Annotated in this window: 24 protein-coding genes and 1 pseudogene; 20 read left to right on the top strand and 5 right to left on the bottom strand. The window is 40.3% G+C overall.

Translation table 11 applies throughout. The features are described from left to right. The first annotated feature begins 7 nt into the window (after window positions 1-7). The 7 genes from J2Z20_RS04915 to J2Z20_RS04885 all read left to right on the top strand — a co-directional run bounded on the left by J2Z20_RS04915 (window position 8) and on the right by J2Z20_RS04885 (window position 8,638). Window positions 8-760, top strand: coding sequence for a sugar phosphate isomerase/epimerase family protein (locus tag J2Z20_RS04915; protein ID WP_209845904.1), 753 nt, complete (start codon window positions 8-10; stop codon window positions 758-760). Between the two features lie 325 nt (window positions 761-1,085). Then, on the top strand, window positions 1,086-2,432 hold the full coding sequence (locus tag J2Z20_RS04910; protein ID WP_209845902.1) for a sugar ABC transporter substrate-binding protein: 1,347 nt from the start codon (window positions 1,086-1,088) through the stop codon (window positions 2,430-2,432). A gap of 109 nt (window positions 2,433-2,541) precedes the next feature. Then, the gene (locus J2Z20_RS04905; RefSeq protein ID WP_209845900.1) at window positions 2,542-3,432 is read left to right on the top strand and encodes a carbohydrate ABC transporter permease; all 891 of its coding nucleotides are present in this window, start codon (window positions 2,542-2,544) and stop codon (window positions 3,430-3,432) included. Window positions 3,433-3,447: 15 nt separating this feature from the next. After that, window positions 3,448-4,338, top strand: a complete 891-nt coding sequence (locus J2Z20_RS04900; protein WP_209845898.1) for a carbohydrate ABC transporter permease — start codon at window positions 3,448-3,450, stop codon at window positions 4,336-4,338. Between the two features lie 80 nt (window positions 4,339-4,418). Continuing rightward, complete coding sequence (locus J2Z20_RS04895; RefSeq protein WP_209845896.1) at window positions 4,419-6,182, top strand: sensor histidine kinase; 1,764 nt, start codon at window positions 4,419-4,421, stop codon at window positions 6,180-6,182. After that, window positions 6,179-7,363 (top strand): response regulator transcription factor, encoded by a 1,185-nt coding sequence (locus J2Z20_RS04890; protein ID WP_209845894.1) that lies wholly within the window; start codon window positions 6,179-6,181, stop codon window positions 7,361-7,363. Before J2Z20_RS04895 ends, J2Z20_RS04890 begins: the two co-directional genes overlap by 4 nt. Before the next feature lie 297 nt (window positions 7,364-7,660). Further along, complete coding sequence (locus J2Z20_RS04885) at window positions 7,661-8,638, top strand: polysaccharide deacetylase family protein (RefSeq protein WP_209845892.1); 978 nt, start codon at window positions 7,661-7,663, stop codon at window positions 8,636-8,638. Between the two features lie 42 nt (window positions 8,639-8,680). Here the strand turns inward: J2Z20_RS04885 and J2Z20_RS04880 are convergent, their stop codons facing one another. From J2Z20_RS04880 to J2Z20_RS04870, 3 genes are all read right to left on the bottom strand, one after another. Then, entirely contained in the window at window positions 8,681-8,986 is a 306-nt protein-coding gene (locus J2Z20_RS04880) for a DUF2653 family protein (protein ID WP_209845891.1), read from the bottom strand. Between the two features lie 5 nt (window positions 8,987-8,991). Beyond that, window positions 8,992-9,477: a hypothetical protein gene (locus tag J2Z20_RS04875; protein WP_209845889.1), complete on the bottom strand. Its 486-nt coding sequence runs from the start codon at window positions 9,475-9,477 to the stop codon at window positions 8,992-8,994. An 89-nt stretch (window positions 9,478-9,566) separates the two neighbouring features. Beyond that, the gene (locus tag J2Z20_RS04870) at window positions 9,567-9,731 is read right to left on the bottom strand and encodes a hypothetical protein (protein WP_209845888.1); all 165 of its coding nucleotides are present in this window, start codon (window positions 9,729-9,731) and stop codon (window positions 9,567-9,569) included. 196 nt (window positions 9,732-9,927) lie between these two features. Between J2Z20_RS04870 and J2Z20_RS04865 the strand changes: the two genes are divergently transcribed. The 9 genes from J2Z20_RS04865 (at window position 9,928) to J2Z20_RS04825 (ending at window position 21,259) form a co-directional block, all read left to right on the top strand. Continuing rightward, the gene (locus J2Z20_RS04865) at window positions 9,928-10,842 is read left to right on the top strand and encodes a permease (protein ID WP_209845887.1); all 915 of its coding nucleotides are present in this window, start codon (window positions 9,928-9,930) and stop codon (window positions 10,840-10,842) included. Beyond that, window positions 10,839-11,720: a TIGR03943 family putative permease subunit gene (locus tag J2Z20_RS04860; RefSeq protein WP_209845886.1), complete on the top strand. Its 882-nt coding sequence runs from the start codon at window positions 10,839-10,841 to the stop codon at window positions 11,718-11,720. Before J2Z20_RS04865 ends, J2Z20_RS04860 begins: the two co-directional genes overlap by 4 nt. 63 nt (window positions 11,721-11,783) lie before the next feature. Beyond that, the gene (locus J2Z20_RS04855) at window positions 11,784-13,664 is read left to right on the top strand and encodes an LTA synthase family protein (protein WP_209847307.1); all 1,881 of its coding nucleotides are present in this window, start codon (window positions 11,784-11,786) and stop codon (window positions 13,662-13,664) included. A gap of 43 nt (window positions 13,665-13,707) precedes the next feature. Next, a complete protein-coding gene (locus tag J2Z20_RS04850) occupies window positions 13,708-15,597 on the top strand; it encodes an LTA synthase family protein (RefSeq protein ID WP_209845885.1) in 1,890 nt (629 codons plus the stop codon). Between the two features lie 482 nt (window positions 15,598-16,079). Continuing rightward, a complete protein-coding gene (locus tag J2Z20_RS04845; protein WP_209845884.1) occupies window positions 16,080-17,327 on the top strand; it encodes a stalk domain-containing protein in 1,248 nt (415 codons plus the stop codon). Between the two features lie 362 nt (window positions 17,328-17,689). Continuing rightward, complete coding sequence (locus J2Z20_RS04840) at window positions 17,690-18,487, top strand: sulfite exporter TauE/SafE family protein (protein WP_209847304.1); 798 nt, start codon at window positions 17,690-17,692, stop codon at window positions 18,485-18,487. Between the two features lie 118 nt (window positions 18,488-18,605). Further along, window positions 18,606-19,118: a hypothetical protein gene (locus J2Z20_RS04835; RefSeq protein ID WP_209845882.1), complete on the top strand. Its 513-nt coding sequence runs from the start codon at window positions 18,606-18,608 to the stop codon at window positions 19,116-19,118. A gap of 109 nt (window positions 19,119-19,227) precedes the next feature. Beyond that, a complete protein-coding gene (locus J2Z20_RS04830; RefSeq protein WP_209845880.1) occupies window positions 19,228-19,902 on the top strand; it encodes a response regulator transcription factor in 675 nt (224 codons plus the stop codon). Window positions 19,903-19,927: 25 nt separating this feature from the next. After that, window positions 19,928-21,259, top strand: a complete 1,332-nt coding sequence (locus J2Z20_RS04825; protein WP_209845878.1) for a sensor histidine kinase — start codon at window positions 19,928-19,930, stop codon at window positions 21,257-21,259. Here the strand turns inward: J2Z20_RS04825 and J2Z20_RS04820 are convergent. Beyond that, complete coding sequence (locus J2Z20_RS04820; protein ID WP_209845876.1) at window positions 21,233-22,300, bottom strand: YeiH family protein; 1,068 nt, start codon at window positions 22,298-22,300, stop codon at window positions 21,233-21,235. The genes J2Z20_RS04825 and J2Z20_RS04820 overlap by 27 nt on opposite strands. A 137-nt stretch (window positions 22,301-22,437) precedes the next feature. Between J2Z20_RS04820 and J2Z20_RS04815 the strand changes: the two genes are divergently transcribed. The 4 genes and pseudogenes from J2Z20_RS04815 to J2Z20_RS04800 form a co-directional block, all read left to right on the top strand. Then, window positions 22,438-23,349, top strand: a complete 912-nt coding sequence (locus J2Z20_RS04815; protein WP_209845874.1) for a LysR family transcriptional regulator — start codon at window positions 22,438-22,440, stop codon at window positions 23,347-23,349. A gap of 227 nt (window positions 23,350-23,576) precedes the next feature. Next, on the top strand, window positions 23,577-24,296 hold the full coding sequence (locus tag J2Z20_RS04810) for a DsbA family protein (protein ID WP_245251861.1): 720 nt from the start codon (window positions 23,577-23,579) through the stop codon (window positions 24,294-24,296). A gap of 1 nt (window position 24,297) precedes the next feature. Then, a complete protein-coding gene (locus tag J2Z20_RS04805) occupies window positions 24,298-24,732 on the top strand; it encodes a disulfide oxidoreductase (protein WP_209845873.1) in 435 nt (144 codons plus the stop codon). A 109-nt stretch (window positions 24,733-24,841) separates the two neighbouring features. Then, window positions 24,842-25,009, top strand: a pseudogene (locus J2Z20_RS04800) (SulP family inorganic anion transporter); the annotation flags it as partial. Window positions 25,010-25,093: 84 nt separating this feature from the next. On the opposite strand, the gene J2Z20_RS04795 reads toward J2Z20_RS04800, so the two are convergent. Then, window positions 25,094-26,023, bottom strand: coding sequence for an AEC family transporter (locus J2Z20_RS04795; protein ID WP_209845871.1), 930 nt, complete (start codon window positions 26,021-26,023; stop codon window positions 25,094-25,096). Window positions 26,024-26,191 lie beyond the last annotated feature (168 nt).

Below are 26,191 nucleotides of genomic sequence, written 5' to 3'. Positions count from 1 at the left end.
CGATCAAATGAACAAGTTTCCTGTCGCTGTTCAGCCCTATACAGTGCGTGAAGCTCTAGTCAAAGATTATATAGGCACTCTCGAGAGAATTGCTCAGATCGGCTATCAAGGTATTGAACTGGGATGTCCTCCTGAAGGGATGGCGATCTCCGAACAGAAAGCGATCTTGGACCGCTTAGGATTGAGGGTTATTGGTACCCATGCAGGATTCGATACGTTAGATTTTGATCCAGATTTGATCTCGGATTATCTTGATGAGGTGAACGGCGGTAGATATGTTGCTGTGTCCTTACGATTCAACTCGAAAGAGGATGTATTGATAAAAGCAGAAAAAATGAATGTCATCGGAGCGAAATTTCGTAAGCGAGGCGTTCAATTTCTCTATCATAACCATAACTGGGAGTTTGTACGCTATGATGGCGAATATGCTCTAGATATTTTATTGCGAGAGACAGATCCGGCATTCGTTCAAATGGAGCTCGATACCTATTGGGTAAAGAGAGGCGGAGAAGAACCAACGGAGTACCTCAGCAAGCTTAAGAACCGGTGTCCGCTTCTCCATATTAAGGACGTGGAAGATGGAGAAGATCAATTTTTTGCAGAAATCGGTGAAGGTATATTAGATTTTAAAGCCATCGCTCGTGCTGCTGAAGAAGTAGGGACCAAGTGGTTAATTGTCGAACAGGACCAAAGTCGAAGAGATCCGTTTGAGAGTCTAGCCATCAGCTACAGAAATTTAAAAGAAATGGGACTCATTTAATAAAAAAAGGAGCTGATCATCCAAAGGGGGATGAGTAGTTCGGAGACGGCAGTAGCGAGACAAGCGGCCGTATCAATCTAAGCGGTAAAATAACTCAAACAGGTTATAAACAAATCGTCGGCGACAGCATCGTTAATGAAGAGGGGATTGTATCGTTAAAATTACCATATGAGCAGAGGAAAGAAGTTGTCAAAATACAGTGAGTATTTAAAACGCTCAACATGATCTTAAAAAAGTAAACATCAATTCTTAATTTCACACATTGTTGAAAAATGACTGATAAAACATAATAGACCTATCTTTTGAATATATAGGGGGTTTAGAAATGGCAAAAGGAAAAGTACTAGCAGTCATTTTGGCTAGCGCATTGGCGCTTAGCTTAGCAGCGTGTGGAAGCTCAAACAATTCCTCTACTTCAAACACATCTTCAACCAGTTCAACAGAATCAACGCCAACAAGCTCATCCGACAAAAAGGTAACAATCACATTCCAGAACATCTATCCGGATTCGACAACACCTTCTTATAAAATGCTTCATCAACTTGTAGACCAGTATGAGAAGGAACATCCGAACATCACTATTGATCTAGATTCCTTAAATACAGACCAGCAAAAAATGAAACTGAAAACGCAAGCGGCTTCGAAAGAAGTTCCTGATATTACAATCGTGAACCCTGCCGCACAAATGAAGCCATTTGTCGATGCAGGACTGCTTGCGCCGCTAAACGATATATTGGACAAGGATGGACTGAGAGACACTTATCAAAAAGGACTTCTTGATTACTACAGCTTTGACAATAATGTATACGCACTGCCAGACGGCAACAACATTGAGGTCGTCTACTACAATAAAGAGTTGTTCCAACAAGCCGGTATTACCGATACGCCAAAAACGTTCGACGAGCTTCTCCAAGACGTGAAGACGTTGAAAGCTAAAGGCATTACACCCATCGCTATTGGTGAAAAAGATTCCTGGACAGGCTCATTCTTGTTCATGAACATTCTTCTTCGCACGAACAACGGGCCAGGCTTCCTGCAGGACGTACTGGACAAGAAGAAAACATTCAACGATCCAGCCTTCACAGAAGCTGTAGCTAAATTCCAAGAGCTAGTAGATGCTGGAGCATTTGAAGAAGGTGCAACATCTATTGATTACAACGCAGGTGGAAACATTTTCAAAACAGGTAAAGCAGCCATGTATATTATGGGTACATGGGAGATTGGAGCGATCGACTCTTCGCCAGTTGCAGGTAAAGTTGGCGTATTCCAATTCCCTACGGTTAACGGAAAAGGCGACGTGAACGAATATATGCTAGCTCCAGGCAGCGCATTTGCAGTATCGGCAAACAGCGATCATTTACAAGAAACGAAAGATTTCTTACATTTCTTCGCATCGAATCTTCCTAAAGCAGAGTTTGATCTGAAGAACGCTGTCGGTATCGGACAAAAAGTAGATGGTGATTTCAAAGCTGCCGGTTATTCCGATCTTGCAATCAGTGCACTCGATTTGTTCAAAAATGTCAAAGGCGGAGATTTGGCCTTCGATAATACGATGAATCCTGCAACTGCTCAGATCCACCTCAGCAGCATTCAAAACTTGTTCGTCCAAAAAGTAGATCCAAGTCAAGTTGCACAAGAGCATCAATCTGCGTTTGAAGCTAATAACAAATAATGAATATAAAGTGTCGATGCGAGGGGGCTTTGACAGCCCCTTTACATCGAGCTTTTTGTATAGGGAGCAATCTAGATAACATATTTGGACATTGTGAGGAGGCGAGATCGTGAATGTGTTAAAGGTGCCAGCGCGTACGATAGCCGTCTTCGTACTGCCTTGTTTACTACTTTATGTATGCCTTGTTTTTATTCCTATATTGGTTTCCTTGTATAGTGCTTTGCTGGATTGGAATGGAATCTCTGGAGCTAATTTTATCGGATTAGCTAATTTTAAGACAATGCTATTTGACGATCCAGTCTTCTGGCCATCGGTTCGAAGAACACTCTTGTACGCCGTATTCTCCATGGCAGAAATTCCAATTTGTTTAATGATGGCGATCCTTCTCAATCGATATGTGAAAAGGGCTAATACTCTAGTATCTATCTATTTTATCCCGGTTATTTTATCGGTTGTAATCATTGGCCAACTGTGGAAAACGATTTATAATCCGGCCTCTATGGGCGGTATGATTAATGGAATTTTGAATAGTCTGCATCTTACAAGCTGGACGCATAGCTGGATAACCGAACCGAAAATTGCAATGTTCTGTCTGTACTTCGTTTCACTTTGGCAGTATTTCGGCTACCACCTTTTGATCCAATTTACAGGAGTCCAGAATATTCCTTCGGAAATTTATGAAGCAGCTAAAATTGACGGAGCTGACGGTTTTAAAGCAGACCGTTATATTACGTTCCCTATGGTCGTTCCGATATTTAAAATTTCGATTGTTCTCGCTTTTATCGGATCTCTCCAGGCATTTGATCTCATTATGGTTATGACGGGCGGAGGACCCGCAAATGCGACAGAAACGATATCTACCTATATGTACAACATGTCATTTTTATCTATGAAATATGGGTACGGAAGCGCACTGGCAACATTCCTAGTTGTGATTTGCCTTGTCTTCACAGTGATGATTAATTTTGTTTTCAAACGCATTGAAAATAAGGTAAGCTAGAAGGAGGACACGGTAATGAAAAAGATAAAAAAAGGGATCGTGTTTCTTCTTTTTGCGATTCTAATTGTGACTCAAATTTATCCACTATTTTGGCTTCTGCTCTATTCATTAAAAACGAATGAAGAAATTCTTGGCGGCAGCTTTTTTTCGTTCCCCGCTGCACCGAAATGGACGAATTATAAAGAAGCTTATGAAGCAGGCCATTACCTGCAGTACCTCTTCAATAGCGTATTCGTAACTGGAGTTACCATGTTATTTGTCATTTTACTTAGTTCAATGACGGCATATGCGATCGCTCGTTTCAAATGGAAATATGGCCAAGTCGTCATGACTGTTTTTCTGCTAGGTATGATGATTCCTCTTCAGGCCACATTGCTTCCATTGATGTTTATCTTTAAGAACATTCCTTCGGTATTAGGTTTAGATAACTTTCATTTTCATTTTTATTTCATAAATATTCATTTTGCTTGGAAGATTATAAACACTCATTTATCGTTGATATTGCCGTATATCGCTTTTCAAACGCCGATTGCTGTGTTCATTTTAAATGGGTTTATGAGATCGATACCTCATGAAATTGAAGAGTCGGCTTATATGGACGGCGCTAGTGTATATCGCATTTTCAGAAGCATCATTATACCCATCTCGGTACCGCCGGTTATGACTGTATGCATCCTGACGTTCATTAACATATGGAATGAATACATTCTTGCTGCGACCTTTATCTCCTCCGAGAAATTGAAGACACTACCATTTGGTGTATATTCATTTGTTAGCCAATATTCGGTCAATTACGGTGATATCGGAGCGTTTCTCGTGCTTGGAGCTCTGCCGGTAATTGTGATCTACTTCTTGCTCTCCGAGAAAATAACAAAAGGAATGGTTGCTGGCGCAGTGAAAGGTTAATAGATAGCCTATAAACAGTTGATTCATGAAGAACGATAATAGGAATAAGTAAGAACATCGAATGAAGGAGGTCACATCCTATGAAACGCGGGTTCAATTCCATTCACAATCGGTTGTTTTTACTTATTCTTTTTTGCATGTCGGCGATTTTACTCATTATAAGTCTATTATTCTATAATCGTACGACGATGCAGTATCATGATAAAATAAGTGACTTATCACAAAAAAACGTATCACAAACTGTTGGTTTATTTGGTCTCTTATCCAAAGGTTACGACAGTTTGTCCAAGTCAATCAGTAACAATTTTGATTTAGTCCGTCTGTTATCGGAGACGACGCACGAACCTGCACTTGAATATATTAATGAGCAATCGATCACCAATATTATCGGTGCCATTTTCTACTCCCGTGACGATTTAGTAGGCATCCATATCATTACAGATAAAGGGAAAATATATAATTACGGCAACTATATGAACGTTGTGGACCCTAATTACATGAACTCGGACTGGTACCATCAAATCCATGATTCCACAGGGAAAATGGTATGGCTTGGCGTATACCCGCATTCGATTATCGATCAGATGGAGAAGCGGCCTGTCTTCGCCTTTGGACGTCAAATTTACGATCTGAACGAGCACAGACCTATTGGCATTGTGTTATATGAAACCGATCCTAAGCCGATATTATCGGCATTAAATAACTTGAGGCTTGGAGAACATAGCAAAGTCTACTTGGTTTCTCATCGAGGTCGAGTCGTATCTTCGACTTCATCAGATGCAGAACTTTTACCTAACGATATACCGCTTCCAGGTGAAGAGAAAGATGTCATTGTCGAGCAGCGAAACGGTTCACTTATCGTTGCTTCTAAACTTCCTTTCGCCGATTGGTCTGTGGTCAGTGTAACTCCAAATCAAGATTTGAATGTTGAGTTGACGCAGACAAAGCGATATTTGGCTATTGTAGTTACGGTTCTCATTCTTGTGGCCACTTTGATCGCCTCGATCGTATCTCGCACAATCTCATCTCCTCTAATCAGACTTATTAAGGAAATGAAGCATGTTGAGATCGGAAACTTCAGAGGCGTATTGAATGTAACATCTTATCAGGAAATTAATATATTAGTGGCTTCGTTTAACCAGATGGTAACCCGAATTGAAGAATTGATTGAGCGGGTCAAAACATCGTCGGTCAGTGAACGAACAGCTGAACTTCATGCTCTCCAATCACAGGTGAACCCACATTTTCTATATAATACACTTGATATGATTTATTGGATGCTGGACGAAAAAGGGCAGGACAAGCTGGGCGAGGTCGTACTGTCTCTCTCTCATATGTTCCGCTACAGCAGCCATTGGGAGGAGGAAGTGACGCTTCGCGAGGAAGTAGAGCAAATTGAGCATTATTTAACGATCATTTCATATCGGTTAGAAGGGCGGCTCACGGTAGATGTAAGTATTGATGAACGGTGGATGAACTTTAGACTCCCTAAAATGACGCTGCAGCCTATTATCGAAAATGCAGTCAAACATGGACTGGAATCGCTAAGTAGAACTGGTGTACTGAAAGTTCATGCTGCTCAAGAAGGGCAAACTCTAAATATTATGATTGAGGACAATGGCAGAGGAATGGATGAAGCGAAGCTGAATCATTTGCGGGTATCAATCCATAACGAGCAGTCAGGCAGCAAAGGGAAGGGCGGAATTGGTCTACAAAATCTGCAGCGCAGACTAAGGCATATGTATGGCGACGGTTACGGAATTCAGATTGAAAGCGCTTCAGGGCAGGGGACAACGGTTGTCATTGTGATGCCGCTTGAGGCACAGAGGAGGATGGAGGCATGAATATTCTCATTGCTGACGATGAAAGCGTAATTCGCGAAGGGGTCAGACGTACGATCAAGAAGGCTTGTCCAGATTATCATATTTATTTGGCAGCCTCAACGGAAGAAGCAGTCAAAATGATGAGTGAACAACCAATTGATATCGTATTGACGGATATTTTGATGCCTGGAATGAATGGGCTTGAATTCATGCGAATCTCAAAGCGGAAGTATCCACATGTGAGATGGGTCGTTATTTCTGCACACTCGGAATTTTCATACGCGCAGGAGGCAGTTAGACTCGGAGCAAGGGATTACTTACTTAAACCGCTCGGTAAAAATAAAGTGATCGAATTGATACACATGCTGAAAGAGGAGATCGATCAGGAGACGGAGCACAGTAAAGACAGCAAGCTGCTCAAGACAAGCTTAAAATATTTGCGCGAAGCCGTATTTCAAAGACTCGCTTCCGGACTTGATATTGGCAACATCGATATTAAACCGTTTGTTCAAGATTATCCTGAGTTTTATTTGGTTATGATCCAAATGGAACCTGAAGACAAGAGTATACATCTCGATCATTTTATTGTTGAAAATGTACTTGGCGAACTGATTGATACATATGGCAAAGGATTTGTTGTCAGTTATGATCGGAAAAGCTTGCTTGGTCTTGTGAAGCTAGATAAAGGTTACCCCATTATGGTGCTGCAAGAGAAGCTGAAAGAGCATCTTAGACATTATATGAAGGTGCCTTTTCAAATTGTTAATTCAGGACTTATTCATGACTTCGCGTCTGTTCCAAAGGTCGTAACCCAAATGCGACATGCTTCCGCTGCGCAAGATTACGAATATTTTAAGGGCACAGCCGAAACGCCGATAGAGGTTGCTCTACAATATATTAAGACACATTACAATGAAGATTTGTCACTTGAGAAAGTTGCCTCCGTTGTTTTCTTAAATCCAGTCTATTTCAGCCAACTATTTAAAGCGAAAATGGGTCAAGGTTATAAAGAGTATGTTACTTCCCTGCGGCTTGAGCAAGCGAGACAATTACTCCTCAATCCAAAGCTGAGGCTCGCGGAAATTGCTGATCGGATTGGGTACCAGGATGTCCGCCATTTTACACAAGTATTTCGTAAAAAATTCATGCTTACGCCAACCGAATACCGTCTTCAGCAGAATGTGATTGTCATATCAGATTAGAATTTTTATCAATTCAATTTTAGAAATCAATCCAGAAGCTATCGAAATTGCTAAGTCAAATGCATACCAATGGCATAAACCGGAGTTCTACGGGAAGAATAGGGGAAATGCAAAGGATCATAGTTCATCGTTTATTTTCCTTTCCTACAACATTTTAGCATCAACCTTCTTTTACAAATTCCTTGTAAAAACGAAAGAATTCTTTTAAAACGTCACTTATTAACGTGAGCTTGCAAAACCATGTGCTTATGTGTAAAAATCAATCTAGATATAACATCTTGAGAGGACGAATGTAAGATGAGAAGAGTATTAAAGGTGTCAACTTGGATCGCAATTTGCATGATATTGCTTATAACTCCTTTTTTCATAAAAGCGAGATTGAAGGCATCAACACTTGAACCGAATGAGCCAAAAAGCAAATTCGAAGTAAGCACTAATCTTGTTAAATCTCAAGAAAAACCAACGGTACGTATTCCAGTTCTTATGTACCACGATTTTGTAGATAATCTGAACAGTCACTCGAATGTGAAGCCAATTGATTTTGAAAAGCAGCTTAAATATTTAAAAGATTGTGGCTATCAGACCATTTCAGATCGCGACTTAACGCTTTATTTTGAAGGTAAAAAGAATTTGCCTTCAAAGCCGATAATGATTACCATTGACGACGGCTATCAGAGCAACTACGATTCTGCTTTTCCAATTTTGAAGAAGCTCGGCATGAAGGCTACTATTTTTGTTATTGTCAATGATGTTGGCAAGAAGCCAGGATTCAGCAGGCACTTTGATTGGAAGCAAGCCAAAGAAATGTACGATTCGGGACTTGTTGATATTGAAAACCATACCTTCAATCTGCATTATGAAATACCGCATACTTCAAGACGGTTTCTCTTCTTTAAAAAAACGACGATGGTGCCAGTGTTAACGAACAAAATAACAGTGGATGGAGAGACGGAGACTGAAGCTCAATATGAGAAACGCGTTCACGACGATCTTTTGCTGGCCAAAAATTTAATTGAAAAGCATGTTGGCAACCACGTTGATGCCATTGCGTATCCTTATGGAGTCACGAACAAAACCGTTATGAAAATTGCTGCTCAAATTGGAATGAGATATGGATTCGTTATTAAAAACGGTATTTCTGATATTTACGATCACGATATGCAAATAGACCGAATTTCCGTTTCTGATAACGACACAGGGGCTAGTATCGTAAATAAAATTTCACAGGCACTTGCTGCCCGCCCAATGAGAGGAACGTTGCCCTTACCTCAATAAATAATATAAAATAAAACCGCCAGCGTGGCGGTTTTATTTTATTTATTCTTGAACAACTTCGATGACGGCAGATACACCGTTATCTTGATCAAAAAACAATTCTATCGACAGTGTATTGGGGTCGAAATTATGGTATTTATCTAGATAGATTGCTGTACCATCAACAATATCTTGTTCTGTAATTTCATAAATTCGATGCCCGTTTATTGTGCTTGCTGTCGCATAAATGCCTCTTGATTCTTCAAATAATAGTTCAGCTTCTAAATTACGAATGACCTCGTTATATCGTTCGGCAGTGAACACACAGACTGAATTGATGACATCCTGCTCATTAAATAATATTTTCATGGTCTTCATCTCCGCATTTTTTGGAACAGTCTATACCCAAGGTATATAATAACTGCCCAAAAAATAAGACCGAAAATTGAAAAACCTCCGCCTCCGTAACCATAGCCGTAACCATAGCCACCGAAAGGATGCAGTATATGTCCAAGCAATGTGCCTGCTGCCAGACCACCGAAGAAGCTTCCCCAGCGGCTGCCTGTATTAGGTTGTCCTACATAAGGCTGCCTTTGACGGGTAATATCCGGTGATGGAGCTCTAGGTCCTGTTCTATACCCAGGACTGGTGCCGCCATATCCACCTGTGAATGATCTGCTTGGTGATCTAAATCCGCCTCTTCGCGAATAGGATTCCGTTTTAATTTTATCTTGATCTTCTTTCTGGATTGTAGAATCTTGAGCGGGCGCCTTTTGAACTGAAGAATCATCTGCAAATGCAGTGAATATATTTGAACAAAGCAGTGTACTAAAGAGAATTGACATAAGCAATTTTTTCATTTTGTAACCTCCACTCTATGGTCTCATGTATCAAACAAATTAAGCCTGGTCCGAGAGGAACCGGGCTTAAATTTTCTTTGAAATTTGAACTATTTCTGATTTTGATCTGAACTGCCTGAGGATGGATTATCTTTAAATACTTTTGCCGCTTCTTCTGCGCTGAATTCGGTATCATTTACACCTGGGACAGGCATTTGGTTTAACTTGGTAGATTGCACGTCAGCTTTGGATGCTTTGTTTTGCGGATTAGCCACGTGTCAACACCTCCTTGATCAAAATAACAGCATGAGTTAGTTTATCGCAGTAACAATTTTTTATGCAAAATTAGTAACGTTCATTTATAATGCAAGCAGAAAATGAACTTAAAACTATCAAAGTTGGATTTTCTAAATAACTTGATAGATAATGAATTATGTTGGATTTTTACGCGCGTGATTAACGGAGGTATTCATGAAAACTTTTCTTCAATTAAACACCATCTTTCTGAGTATGATCATGGAAGCGATCCCGTTTGTATTGGTTGGTGTCATTGTTTCGGGTGTGATCCAAATATTTTTGAGAGAAAGATGGATTGCTAGAATTATGCCGGGCAACCGTTACCTATCATCACTATTAGGTTGCGCTGTTGGATTGTTTTTTCCCGCGTGTGAGTGCGGTATAGTCCCGATTACAAGGCGACTGCTCCACAAAGGTGTTCCTTTAAACGCCGGTATTGCTTTTATGCTAACAGGCCCGATCATTAATCCCATAGTTCTGTTTGCAACATACATTGCTTTTGGCAATGACTGGCGAATGACACTTATACGTGCAGGCATGGCGATCGTTGTAGCGTTTATCGTATCCATTATTATTTCGTTTATCTTTCCCGAACTTCCGTTTCGAAATGTGGAGCAAATGATAGCCGAGACGGCAGCGACGAGCGAGATACAGTTAGCGCATTCAGCCAACCCTCAGTTAGGAGGGCAACTGCTTGATGTCATGCAGCATGCGATTGAGGAGTTCTTTTCCGTTGGTAAGTATCTAGTGCTTGGTGCATTTATTGCTGCAAGCATGCAGACGTTCATTCCGACTTCTTCGCTTATTCATCTGGGAAGTAACCCTGTAACGTCATCCCTTGTCATGATCGGACTTGCGTTCGTTATGTCACTGTGCTCGGAAGCTGATGCGTTTATCGCTTCTTCGTTCCGCAGTACTTTTTCCGTTGGTTCGCTGTCAGCATTTCTCGTCTTCGGTCCGATGATCGATATTAAGAATACACTGATGTTGCTCGGGATTTTTAAAGGAAAATTTGTCGCAGTTCTCATTGCTCTTGTCGCAAGCATTACATTGCTGGCATCCTTAGTTGTAGGGAGGTTGTTTGGATGATTCGGCTTTATATATTAGCTGGTTTTGCTTTTATGTTTCTGCAGCTCCATCTAAATGGGAATTTAAATAAATATATAAATACGAGGTATGCTTATCTTTCGATTAGTGCCATCGTTCTTCTAGGGATTTTGTTTATTTTCGAATTTCTTCGCCTTTATTTGAAGGAGCGTAGAGAAACTGACAATGAACATGAACACATGCACGATAACGAACATCATCATAACGTGCACTCACATGGTCACGATCATTCACATGGTGAATCATCTAAGTTGAAACGTTTGCTCGGATACGTAATCTTAATCTTCCCAATTTTAACGGGGATATTTCTTCCGGTTCAGACGCTGGACTCGAGCTTTGTGAATGCAAAAGGTTTTTCGTTTCCAGGCATTGATACTTCAGCAGACAACCCTGGATATCATCAATTTTTGAAGCCAGATACCAGTGTGTTTTATGGTAAAGAAGGCTATGAGCAAGTGTCACATACGGAGATGTCACAATTTAGCAGCCGACAAGAAATCAATTTAACCGATAAAGATTACCTTAAAGGGTTGGAAGCCGTTTATAATTTTCCAAATGAGTTTATGGGAAAAACAATCGGATTTAACGGTTTCATCTATAAAGGCAAGCAGGTGGATGAGAAGCATTACTTCGTATTCCGCTTCGGATTTATACATTGTGTAGCCGATTCTGGCGTATTCGGGATGCTAGTCGAGTTTCCGAAAGATATTGATTTAAAAGACGATGAGTGGGTTCATGTCACGGGGACACTGACTTCGGAGTTTTATCAGCCATTCAAACAGACGATTCCCGTACTCAAAGTAAGTCAATGGAATAACATTGATACTCCGTCCGATCCGTACGTGTACCGTACGTTTTGATGAGGGCGCATTTTACTTTATAGCTCTTGCAAATGATATAATTGGATCATGATAGAACGGGAGATGTTGATTTTGGACAATAGATTAGAGTGGAAGAGTCTGCTTCTGAAGCCGTTTGTCTTCTTTACCATCCTTATGCTCTTGAAATTGCTGATCGTATGGGGCGTTGTGTTCAAGCCGAGCGGTGGAGCCTTTTGGATGACGCTCGTGACGGGTATTCCGCCAGTTTGGTTTGTTTTCTGCTTAATCGAGAGTTTCTTATATAAGCGTAAATTAGGCACCTATTTGATCGTGGATCTTCTATTTACTGCTGTCTATTTTGCCGTCATTATGTATTATAAATATTTCGGCGTAATCGTCACTTACCATGAGTTAAGGCAAGTAAACCAAGTGTCGGAAGTGAACAGCAGCGTCATTTCACTGATGGATCCATACTATTTGTTCATATTTGTCGATATCGTCTTACTTGCAATCCTGCTTGTGTGGAGCCGGCGTGTTCGTAACTGGGGGAAGGGGTTATCTGTTCGTGAAAATCGCAGCTTGTATGCAGCCGGACAAGTAGTCGCTCTTGTCGTCAGCGGAGCATTTGTACTGCCGCATCGTGATACGATGAACGAATTAGAGCAAGCACAAAGTATGGGCGTTATCAATTACGAAGTCTATCAAGCATTTGCATCATCTAAGGACGTAAAGGTTAATCCGCAGTCGATAACACCAGAGATAATTGCTCAGGTAAAAGGGGAATCAGATCCTGGGCAGCCTGTCATGTGGCAAGCGGCGAAAGGGAAGAACGTTATTATTATTCAGCTTGAGGCGTTTCAGAACTTTCTAATCGATTTAAAAATTGATGGGCAAGAGATCACACCTAACATGAACAAACTTGTACGGAATGCTCTTTATTTTCCGCATTTTTTCCAACAGGTCGGACAGGGAAATACAGCTGATGCCGAATTCGTGGTGAACACATCTCTTTACGTTCCACCGAACGGTGCAGCTTCTGAAGTCTACGCGGATAAAGACTTGCCTAGCATGCCGAAAACACTCGCCGCAAATGGCTATCAAACAGCAACCTTTCATACGAACAACGTGTTGTTCTGGAACCGGGATCAGCTGTACAAGGCGCTCGGTTGGGGCAAATATTACGATGACCGTTTCTTCGGAAAGACCGATCCGGTCTCATTTGCGGCTTCCGATGAAGTGTTGTACAACTTAACAGCTGATGAACTGGAGAAATTTCAGAAGAGCGGTAAACCTTTCTATGCACAGATTATTTCGATGTCGGGACATCATCCTTTTCGTATTCCTGAGAGCAAATATAAGATGCAGTTGCCTGAGCGTTACAAAGGAACACTCGTTGGCGACTATATCCAAGCTCAGAATTATGCTGACTTCGCACTAGGTCAATTTATTGCTAAGCTTAAACAGAACGGCGTCTGGGATAATAGTGTCATTGTCTTATATGGTGATCATCAGGGACTACCGATCTATTCGTTAAATAATACTGAAAAATCATTGATGAAAGAAATCTACGGACGTGAATACGGGCTTACTGATATGATGAACATTCCGCTGGTCATCTCCGTTCCAGGTGCTGCACCGCATGTGTACGAACAAGTTGGAGCCCAATCGGATATTTATCCAACCGTCGCGAATTTATTAGGCATTTCACTGAGCAATCAGGTACATTTCGGGCAGGATCTCTTTAATCATAATGACAATATTATTCCGGAACGTTACTATTTGCCGTCCGGTTCTTTCATCACTGAGAAGGGGGCATTTGTCCCTGGGGCAGGATTTGAAGATGGCACCACATATTTGTTGAAAGGCGGACGAAGTACAAAGCCTGAAGTTACTAAAGATGAATATGAACGCGCGCACAAACTGGTTAGTATGTCCGATCAATATGTGTCATCACTTCCGGAATGGAACAAAGAGACACATTAGAAATCGAACTAAAGAACAATAAAGTATTCTTGAAAGGAAAGTCATGAAACAGTTATCAATAAAGTTACTGAAAACTCAGCCATTATTCTATACTTTTGTATTGATTTTTATAAAACTAATACTTCTCAGATATTTTCTATTCAATGAAATATTATGGGGCAGAACAATTGCTGATGGTCTTGCTCTGCTGGCAATTCTTTGTATTTTTGAGCTTGTCACGTCAGCTAGATGGAAAGGGATCGTGTATTGGATCTTAAATTTGATCATGTCCTTTATTTTGTTTTCATCAACGGTCTATTTCGCGCACTTCGGATCTGTTCCAACCTATACAGCGCTGTTGCAACTGAATCAGGTGATGCAAATCCAAGCGAGCGTACAATCTACAATTAAACCAAGCTACTACGTATTTTTTGTCGATCTAGCTATCACTGCGATTATTTGGATTTTGTTCTTGAGAAGGAACAAGGAAAATCGGGTTCCAAAGAGAAATATCGTTTGGAAGACAGGAGTCATTTTAGCAGCCATTCTTTGTTTTACTTTATCCGAACGTTATATTCAACTTGCAAGTTCCATTTCTAATGAAATTGTGCAAGCGGAAAACCTTGGTTTTCTGAATTATCAAGTGGCAGCTGCCATTAAAACGACCAAGGAAGCGACTGCCTTGAAGAACGGCAACCTTAAAGATACGATTCAAAAAATCAATCAGCTTGAGGGAACGTACGCTTATCAAGACGCTTCATCAGCGACCAAGACGCCAGCTTACTTCGGGGCAGCTAAAGGTAAAAATTTAATCATTGTACAGATGGAGGCTTTCCAGAACTTCCCAATCCATTTGTCGCTCGCTGGTCAGGAATTGACTCCGGTATTGAATAATCTAGTTGACAACAGCTTGTATTTCCCGCATATCTTTCAACAAATTGGTCAAGGTAACACGTCCGATGCTGAATTTATTTCGAACACATCGATCTATCCAACAGGAACGATCCCGATGTCGACCGGTTTCGGAGACAGAGCTTTGCCAAGTTTGCCGCGGCTTCTTGAGAAGTATGGATATGAGGCGGATACCTTTCACGTCAACAGTGTAACCTTTTGGGATCGGGTTAAGCTGTACCCGGCGCTGCATTTCGACCAATACTTTGATAAACCATATTACAATAACGATCATTTTAACGATTTCGGTGCCTCTGACGAAGAGCTGTACCGGGTAGGCGCTCAAAAAATATCGGATATCGTGAAAAAGAACAAACCATTTTACACGCAGTTTGTTACCGTATCCAGTCATTTTCCGTTTCAAGTGCCAGACGATCGCAAGCGGATAACGTTGCCTGATTCTCTGAAAGGGACACAGCTTGGAGATTATTTGACAGCGATCAATTATACGGATTATGCACTGGGGACTTTTATAGAACGTTTGAAACAAGAAGGGCTATGGGACAATACCGTTCTTGTGTTATATGGTGATCATTTCGGTCTGCAGCCGCAGGATAACGATCCAAATTGGGTATCTTCCCAGCTTGGTATTACGTATGATCCAGTTGTGAGTCGGTTTAATATTCCGTTGATCATTCATCTGCCTGGTGAGAATAAAGGCAAAGTAATTAACCAAGTAGGTGGACAGCTCGATATTTTACCGACTGTAGCTAATCTAATGGGTATCTCACTTAAGAAAGAGCACTTTGTTGCATTCGGACACGATCTTCTTAATATTAATCATAACGCGTTCGGTATACGATACTATTTGCCGACGGGTTCATTCATCAATGATGATGTCCTGTTCATTCCTGGCAAAGGATTTGACGATGGAACAGCAACTTCGCTGAAAACGTTGAAGCCTGTCCAGGATATTACTCCATATCGGAAAGACTATGACTACGTATTGAAGATGATGGGCCTTTCTGATGAATATGTGCAGTTGCTTCCAAAACGAGAATAAATCCTACAATAAAAAACGAGCCATAGAAATGATTCTATAGGCTCGTTTTGTTCTATTCATTTGGAAATAATAATGAGGGATATGACATTTCCCTTTTCAAACTCGTATAGAAGGCGGTCTTGGATTTACGATGACAGATGTCAATCTTAACGCATGAAAATGAATCTTTAAGCTCATGTTAAGAAAGGGGAGGTGACAGTCATGACAGGAAGAAACAGTAAACCGAAGAAAAGAGGACCGGCCGCCGCACCTACCAGACTTGAACAATTCGGGGAGTCGCTGGCAGAGGGCACCGAACCGAAAGCAATGAAGCGTAAGTAAAATAGGAAATTATACGATTGAACTCTAAGAGACGACTATCACAACGCGATAGGGAGTCTCTCTTTTTTAGAACATTAATTAGAAAATATAGTAATTTTATGGTAAAATGAAAGGGATAATTAAATCTTAAAAATTGATTTTTGATGATGGGAGACATCAAGATGAAATTGTTGGGGAAATTTTTGCTGTGCAGTATCCTTATCTTAAGTGGCACTTCTGCTATGCAGAGTAATCATGTGAAAGCTGAAGCCAGTCAAGTTGCCATTATGCTGGATGGTTATCCGCTGCCTTTTCCCGTGCAACCTGCAGTTATTCATGGGACGACGATGGTTCCTTTCCGAGCCATTTCTGAGGCGCTGGGTATTACGGTGACGTGGAATCAAGCAGAACACAAAATAACAGCTTTCAAAAAGAATGATGAGGGTACACAACAAGTAGTACTTACGTTGGGAAGTAAGAATGCAATCGTAAATAGAAATACCGTAACATTAGCTGCGGCTCCGCAAACGATCCAAAGCAATACGATGATACCGCTTAGTTTTTTCAGCCAGCAGTTTGGAGCGACTGTGGCTTGGGATAGTCAAACCCGCACGGTTTCGATCACATCTCCGAAGGAGAAAATGTATACACTAGGTTTCTATGCGTTATCTTCATTTAATGAACGTTCATTAATATCAGACTTCAACTCTGTCGCTTACGGCTGGAGCCGCATTGATGCTAACGGACAATTCACATTAGAAGGCAAGGATTACAAATGGCCGCAAGCTGCAGGTGAAGTAACTCCTGAATCGATCATTCAGGATACATCTCAGCAGGGAGCAGAGCCTTATCTTATGGTCTACTCTGTAGATTCTAATCACGAGCTCACGAAAATATTAGAAGATGAAAATCTTCAGAAGCAGACAATTTCAAGTATCGTAAATACTGCAACAGATAAAGGGTTTAAGGGAATAGTATTGGACTTCGAGGGACTCGGTTTAAGCGGGGATAAAGTCAAGGCTAGATCAGACTATAATTCGTTCATCAAGAGAATGTCCGAAGAGGCGCACGGAGCCAATCTTAAACTGAGTGTCGTTCTTCATCCTCTGAACAGCTCGTATTCTGGGTATGATTATCAAACACTTGGCAAGTTGGCTGACGACCTGATCATTATGGCTTACGCGTACGAAGATGAGAAGAGTCCTGAGCCGCTGAACAAAGTGGATGAGGCGATTAGGCTTGCTCTGAAGGAGACGAGTAAAGACAAACTGATTCTAGGTATATCTCTTGCCAGCGAGAACGCAACGTCTGTGAACAGTAAAGTTGGACTTGCCAAACGTTATCATCTAAAAGGTGTCGCTGTATGGCGTTTAGGCCTAATCGGTCAAGCAGCTTGGAGCGAAATGAATCACTCAGTAATAAAGGAATAATCATATTAAACCATCCGCAAAGGGTGGTTTTTTTATTGATTTCACTGAAAAAAATAACACCCCGTAAGGGGTGTAACTATTTATAAATGATTCTTACACCTAGATGGGTGTAAATTTCTTCGGTATAATGTTGATTTGGACAGGTTTTTTCAATGAAAAGGCTATGACGACGAGATATTAATTTATCCTTACAATCAGGGCATCGCTCTGTAAACAAATTCTTAAGAAGAGTAAACAAGCACAAGCACCTCAATTCTCATCAGTTTACTTGGTATTATTATACATAAAAAAATCTGCTGCGTACAGAGAGAAATTATTCGTCCTTTTATACAATGAATTTATACATCGATCGAAGGAAGGGTATTACAATAATGGAACACATTGTCTTATTCATCATTGGACTTATCGGTTCGTTCTTTTCTGGGTTACTTGGAATCGGTGGTGCAATTATTAACTATCCTCTCTTGCTTTATGTGCCCGTATGGTTTAACGTTGATTCATTCAGTGCGAAAGAGGTTGCAGATATTAGTATTTTTCAAGTCTTTTTTTCATCGCTTGCTGGTGTTTTGGCATATCGATTTCAGACAAAAGATGAAGGGCCTGTAGTTCATAAGAGACTTGTAATGAATATGGGAATCAGCATTTTGGTCGGCAGTTTAATTGGCAGTTTGAGCTCTAATTATTTGCCGAACGAAACGATTAACATTGTGTATGGAGTACTAGCTATTATTGCTGTTATTTTAATGCTCTTTCCAAACCACGGTGAAAAGAAACACTTTAATATTGCGCAGATTCGCTTTAATCCTTGGATCGCTGCAGCATGTGCTTTCTTAGTCGGTATTGCCTCGGGTATTGTCGGAGCAGGCGGGGCCTTTATGCTCATTCCCATTATGTTAACGGTGCTTAAAATCCCAACTCGCGTAACTGTTGCCTCTTCACTGGCCATTGTATTTATTTCAGCTGTTGGAGGGATGACAGGGAAAATTGCCGCAGGCGGCATTCCATTTTGGCCAACATTATTTGTTGTAATAGGCAGTTTACTCGGAGCTCCGCTCGGTTCCTTTGTGAGCCGAAGACTGAATGTGAAATATTTACGTGTTTGTCTTGCGGTATTAATTGCAGCAACAGCTATTAAAATTTGGGTGGATATATTAACTTAATGAATAGCCGGTCTTCGTTTTTACACACTTTTTCCATAATTATAAACGGATTGTTCCACAATTTCCTTCTATACTGTCGTTGTAAGTCAAAATCAAACGATGAAGGAGAAATGAACGAATGAAGAAAAAAGTTGTATTTCTTTTAATGTGTCTCATGCTATTGGGTGCAGGAAGTGCATTTGCGGCTGCATCGCCAACTGACAATTCCGATCCAGCTGCGAGCCAAATGGTTGCTTCTGTCAAGAAATTTGAGCTGCTGAAAGAGTTTCAAGATGAGCTTCATCAAATCAACAGCCTACGAATCACTAGACTTGAGACGAAAACACAAATTGTACAGAAGCAAGATCAAATTATTGATCTTACCTTAGCAGCGAAAGAAAATGGAAATAAAGAAGCGTTAAAAGAAGCTGCTGCTGTTCGCAAGCAAATCCATACCGTCAATGCGGATCTTGACAATCTTTGGAGCAACATGAAGGATGAAATGAAGGCGTTTAAACAAGCGGTAAAAGACCGTGATTCCGGACAGGCGCAAGCTCGCATTAACAATGTGATATCCATTTTCGGTGAAATCAACGGGAAATTGACGGACAAGGCTGGCTTGTACGACCAAATTATTGATATCCTAAAATAAATGCGGAAAACAGTATCAAATAGAAAAGGGGCAGGGAAACCTGTCCCTTTTTCCATTATATAAGTTTTTATGATGTTATAATAAAGCGAAGAAGGAGGTCGGTTATTTTATGAAACATGTATTTGTTGTTGACGATGAGAAGAATATACGAGATATTTTAAAAAAATATATAGAGAGTCAAGGCTATAACGTCACGCTATTTGACCACGGAGTTAATGTGATAACGGAAATAGGAAGACTGAAGCCGGATTTAATTGTCCTTGACATTATGATGCCAGGTATCGACGGAATGGAGCTGTGCAGAGAGATACGTAAAACATGCGATATCCCGATCATATTCGTAACCGCTAAAAACGAGGAGATAGATCGGGTGCTCGGGCTAGAGATCGGTGCAGATGATTATTTGTCTAAACCATTTAGTCCAAGAGAACTCGTCGCTCGCATAAAGAACATTTTCAGAAGACTTGAGAGGAAGCCACCTCATGCCGAATTCATAGAATTGAACGATTTAACATTACATAAAGAGAGACGAATGCTGCTAAAGGATGGTCAGGAAATCAAGCTAACGATCAAGGAATATGAGCTCATTGAATTTATGGCGGACCATCCTCGCTTGCCATTTACTAGAGAGCAGTTGACACGGAAAGTATGGGGTTACGATTACTATGGGGATGAGCGGCTCGTCGATGATTTAGTAAAACGGATTCGAAAAAAACTGTCCGAACACGATTCCAGTGTACAAATTACAACCGTTTGGGGGTACGGCTACCGTCTTGATGTCTAATATGAAGATTGGGACTAAAATACAATTGAATAATGTAATACTAATTTTAACTATCCTAATCGTCACCTCATTGTCGTTTCACGCTTTCTCAGAACGATATCTTATAAACGAAGCGAAACGTCAAATGAAGGCGGATGCAGAAGCAATTGCCTTATCATTTAAAGGTACAGATGTGCTCTCAAACCATGTTGTCGCGGAACGCATGGTTAAACGTGCTAAGCTAAAGCTCGTTGGTCAAGCGATCACGTCGCAAATTATAATTACAGATAGGAACAACAAAATTTTGTACACAAATGCTGACAAGAGTGAAATTCGAGCTTTACTCGGTTTAAATGAGAATAACAACAAATCTTACCTTGTAGAAAGGAGAAGGATTCAATCCGAAAATGGACAACTGTTAGGGAACATGCTGCTGGCCATACAAATTAAAGATGTTAATGGTTTGAACCGTCTCTTACGAGGTGCTCAGTTAGCCAGTTTGCTTATCGGAGGCCTGATTGCGATTGCAATGGGATATGTACTCGGGGGAACCATTACAAAGCCGATACATCATTTGGCCAAAGGAATGCGAAATTTTTCGGTCAAAAAGAAGATGCCTCAAATTACGGTTCATACGCAAGACGAAATAAGAGATCTTGCTGAATCTTTCACCGAGATGGCTTCAAAACTTCAGATGAATGACCGTATGCAAACGGAATTTTTACAGAATGCTTCTCATGAACTGAAAACCCCACTAATGACGATTCAAGGAAATGCAGAAGCAATAAAAGATGGCTTAGTGCAAGGCATAGAAGCAGAACAAAGTCTAGACTTGATTGTATCTGAATGTCAGCGGCTAAAGGGCGTCGTGGACGAACTGATTTATATGACTCGCCTTGAACATTCGTCAGACCAATTGCATTTTGAAGTGATGAAGATCGGAGATGTAATCGGAGATGCTCTGAACCTTGTTCAAGGATTAGCAGATCAAAGAAGCATTGATCTCATTTTAAATGGGGACTTGCAAGCAGAAGGGCAGTTTGACCGGGAGAAGTTGATAAGGGTGTTCTTAAATATTGTAGGGAATGGGATACGATATGCCAAGTCGAGTGTCCGCCTAAATGTAACTGCAAGTTCGAATCAAGTAGAGATTATATGTATGGACGATGGTCGCGGTTTTGCTCCGGGAGAGGAGCAGAAGGTGTTTGGTCGGTTCTACAAAGGGGAACAAGGTGGAACTGGGATTGGGCTTGCCATTGCTAAAGCTATCATAGAGGCTCACGGCGGTACGATCGAGGCTCGCAGAGGAACCCCGAGCGGTGCCGTGTTTCGTCTCTCTATCCCTTTGAGATCAGATAGAAACAAAGGTGAATATTGATAACAGGGTTGATGTAATTAACATGGCAGCGAGGGGACGCATAGCTTTTGTGCGCAAATCACTTAGACTTACATTCAGTCCAAGGCCAACCATTGCCATGGTTAAAACAAACGTAGTGATATTTGAAATATGGTTCATGACATGTTGTGGTACGAATACTTGTTTTCCGAGCACATAGCTTCCAATGATACTCATAACAATAAATCCAATTAAAAACCATGGGAACTCTATTCTCGTACCTTTTTGAACTTTATCAGTTCGTTTCATCCAATACATTAAAATAAAGCTTAGTGGAACAAGTAAGAACACGCGCCCTAATTTGGCCAATAAACCAATGGCGAGCGCGTCAGGTCCAGCAGGTGCTGCTGCTAAAGCAACGTGGGCAAGCTCATGTAGGCTTACACCAGACCAAATACCGTACTGTACATCTTTCAGATGAATAAAGGGTCTAATTATCGTATAAGCAATTGAAAATATGGTACCAATCAAAGCGATAATCCCTGCCCCAATCGCTGTATCTTCATCCTTTGCTTTCAAAATTGGAGATACTGCTGCGATAGCAGCTGCGCCGCAAACCCCAGTACCAATGGATAGAAGTAATGATAGAGCAGCGTCTGCTTTTAGCCATTTGGCGATCAAAACCGTTAAAGCGATGGAGAACACGATGGTGCCAGCATCACGTACGAGTAAGCCTAATCCCTGATGAAGCACAATATCGATATTTAGTTTAAGACCGAACAAGATAATGGCTAGACGTAAAATGTTTTTAGCTGAAAACTGAATTCCTGCTCGTATTTGTTCAGGGTATCCAAAAAATTGGCGATAGATTACAGCTATAATAATGGCGCACGCAAGTTGACCCACGTGACTAAACCCTGGTACTTTTCCTAAACCATAACCAAGCAGTGCAATGATAAACGTAAACCCAATTCCTCCAGCCCACAAACCGATAGATGAGAATTTGTTTGGCTTGTTATTTGAATGAGTTAGAGACAATGAATCATCTGTTTGTGGAAAGTTTTCATTTGATTCTTTCTTCATAATGTCACCTCCGTTATCGGTATCTTTAGCATAAAGCAAACAATCAAATAAGAAAAATAAATCATTATGATGATTATCATAAGTAAATATGTATAATAAGATGGAAGCTTTATTGAAATAGATTGAGGTGATTAAAATTGGATCAACAGCTGCTTGTTTTTGTTACCGTTGCAGAGAAGCAGAACTTTACACGTGCTGCTGAGGAATTGCATATGACCCAGCCTGCAGTAAGTCAGTATATACAGACGCTTGAACGAACAGTTGGAACGAAATTACTCGAACGAAGCAATAAATTTGTGCGATTAAATAAAGCGGGCGAAATTGTATACCATCATGCAAAGGTAATATTAGGACAGTATGCTCGCATGCAGTATTTGATAGATGAGTTAATGCATACAGCAAGTGGAAATTTATCTATAGGGGCAAGCTATACATATGGGGAATACGTTCTGCCGCACATTCTGGCTTATATGCACGAACATTATCCGCTGATCAAGCCAACGATCACGATAGGAAATACAAAGGAAATTGAAGATTTGGTAGTCAGTCATGGTCTTGATGTCGGCATTGTAGAAGGGGAGTTTAAAGATGACAGGTTATATATGGAGCCTTTTGCGGAGGATTTCATGTATATCATTGTCTCTTTGAAACATCCACTCGCTGCTCGAAAGAAAATTCGGTTATCAGAATTAAATAAAGAGACATGGATCGTAAGGGAATTGGGCTCGGGAACTCGAGAGGCGACGGAAAAAATGTTCGACAGGTTCAAGTTATATCCTCATAACATCATGGAATTTGGGAGCACACAAATTATTAAAGAGTCTGTAGAAGCCGGGCTCGGAATTACAATGCTTTCCCACTGGGCTGTCCGAAAAGAAATCTCTCTTGGCACCTTAAAAATACTTGAGCTAGACGAAACTCCTGTAACCCGTAAATTTTCATTAATCACACAATCTACACCGTTCTATACGAAAAGCATGGAAGTCTTTTTATCTATTTTGCGAAGGAAAGATATCTTCTCATTCATGAAGGGTGGGACTTTGTCTTGACATTGAATTCGCTTAACACTACTATTCGTAAGTAGCGTAAGTAATTTTAGAGAAGGGATTTATAGGGAATATCGTCTATGTATCTAATATTTCACCAAAATGTCCTTTTACGGCAGCTATGATCTTCAGGTATTATTTTTCTTAGGTGCGAAATTGAATATTATCATATGACAGAGATATACGGTACAAGCAGTATTATAATTAATTTTAGAAAAGGATGAGATCTAATGTCATCTAATCATCGTAAAAAACAGAAACAGAACTACAAGGAACAGCGCATGCAGCAAAAACAAAAAGATCAGGCGAGAATGAGAAGACTTCTTTGGATTACTGGTTCAATTATAGTTGTTATCATCGCGGCGATGATTATATTTAAGCCGAAGGCTACTGAGAATATCACTGCTATTGACTATACGAATTTGCCGACAATAGGTGACAAGAATGCTCCCGTTAAAATTGTCGAGTTGGGAGATTTTAAATGTCCATCCTGTAGAACCTTCAGCCAAGAGATTGAGCCAAAGTTAAAGGCGGATTACATTGATAAAGGCATCGTATCTCTTTATTTCATGAACTTGCCGTTTATTGGACCCGATTCAAATACAGCGGCCTTAGCAGCTCAATCCATTTTTCATCAGAACAATGACGCTTTCTGGAAGTATTACGATGCCATTTATAAAAACCAGCCAGACGAGAACTTGATATGGGCGACTCCTGAATATCTAGTAGATTTGGCACGCAAGGAAGCACTATCAATCGACTTTACTAAGCTTGAACAGGATATTAAATCGAAGACATATCAGAAAGATATCGACGAACAAACGGCTTTCGCTAATAAAAATGTTGTGAACAGCACACCGACACTTTTTATTAACGGTGTTAAATTTGAACAAGCGAATGATTACGAGAAATTGAAAGCTGCAATCGAATCTGCGCAAAAAGGTGAGTAGAATGACAATTCGATCTTTCATGAAACAATATGGAATATATATGGCCTGGCTCGTTTCGATCTTAGCGGTCAGCGGCAGCCTTTATCTAAGTGAAGTGTTGCGATTCATGCCATGCAAACTATGCTGGTTTCAAAGAATCTTTATGTACCCGCAAGTCATCTTGCTCGGAATTGCCTGCTACAAAAATGATCGGAGAATCATTCCATATATACTTCCTCTAAGTGTAATTGGGGGCTTAATCTCGCTTTATCATTATTCGGAGCAAAAAATTCCTCTACTTGCTAAGGTATTGCCTTGTACGATGGGTATACCTTGCAATAAGGATTATATTAACTGGTTCGGCTTTATTACGATTCCATTTCTAGCACTCGTTGCTTTTATTCTTATTATCGTGTTCTTATCGTTAAGTAAGGAAGACTCTGAGACTCAAGAGTAAAACAATTCGATTGTTGACCGCATGTCATTGACATGCGGTTTTTATGTCATAGGGGGTAGAGGTATATGGTCTATTTCACTATAAAACAATAGATAAGGAGTGGAGTTTTCTTGTTCCGGAAGCCATTGCCTTCTCCATTTTAGCTGGAGTAGACCCAATGGTTGGATTGTACGCTTCCTTTTGTATTGCAGTGACAATTTCCATTGTAGGCGGCCGAATGGGGATGATTTCGGCTGCGACTGGAGCAATGGCGTCGCTTATGGGGCCGATCGTCGCTACGCTTAGTTCACTGCGAAATTACTTTATAACAAGACAATCCCGTTTCTTTTAGAAGCGGGATTGTTTCTTTTTGTATTCAACATTACCCAAACAAAATCTTCGCCATATAAACAACTATAGTAACCGTAATACTACTTAGAATAGTCGATACTAGAACAGTTTGTGCAGCATATTCAGGGTGATTATTATATTCCAAAGCAAATAGTGCAGTATTTCTTGATGTCGGAAATGAGCTGGCGATCAACAAAGCTTGTGCAACCGTACCTTCAATTCCTAAGCATGTAATGATAATTAGAGAAATTAACGGAGAGATGATTAATCGACCAATAACACTGAGAGAAAGGATCAAGGGTATTCGATTTATTTTCAAATAGGCACTTTGCGCACCTAGTGTAAGCAGTGCAATTGCCAGAAAAGCGTTAGATACATTGTCTAATGGATTCTTTATAAATAAAGGGATTTTAATAGTAAGAGAATTAAATATGAAGCCTAATAGAACAGCGTATAGAGTGGGGATTTTTAAAAACTCCAAAACGATCTTCCAACCTTTATTATGGTGAACGGAGACTGAATTAAGCAAACCATAGGTGTAAGTTAACAGATTTTGAAATATCGTTACAACAATCTGCACGGATATACCAAGCGGGTTATTGTGGAATATGAGCTGGCTGACAGGAAGTCCAAAATTACCTGAGTTACTGAGTACTACGCTATTTTTAAAAATGGAGGAAAGTTTTCTATCAAATTTAACGAGTTTAGAAATTCCTGTAGATATGATAATCAAGGTTAAGCTTAATAACATTAAATACCCAACGATGATCAAAAGCAAATCCCATTGCAGCTTACTCTCATAAATGTTCAAAAAGGTGACTGCCGGCATTAAACAATAAGTAGTCAGTTTAGATAAAGTATTAATATCAAATTTGAATTTTCTATGGAGAAACGCGCCAACACCTACAAGCCAAAATACGGGCAATATGATATCTACTACAATGAGAAATAAAACGTCCACAGCGATACCTGCTCCTTATTTAAGAAAATTGCTGTTCCTATTGTTAATAGTAAGATAAGTGTTTAAAACAATAAACATTTGTGTAATAAGATGTATTAAATGAATTAAGTTCAAGGATTTGAATATTTCCCATTGAATAAGATGGAAAAATATTCTAATATGAGTGGT

The sequence above is a fragment of the Paenibacillus sediminis genome (assembly GCF_017873765.1).
Lineage (GTDB): Bacteria > Bacillota > Bacilli > Paenibacillales > Paenibacillaceae > Paenibacillus_AG > Paenibacillus_AG sediminis.
This window is presented reverse-complemented; position numbering and strand designations above follow the sequence as displayed.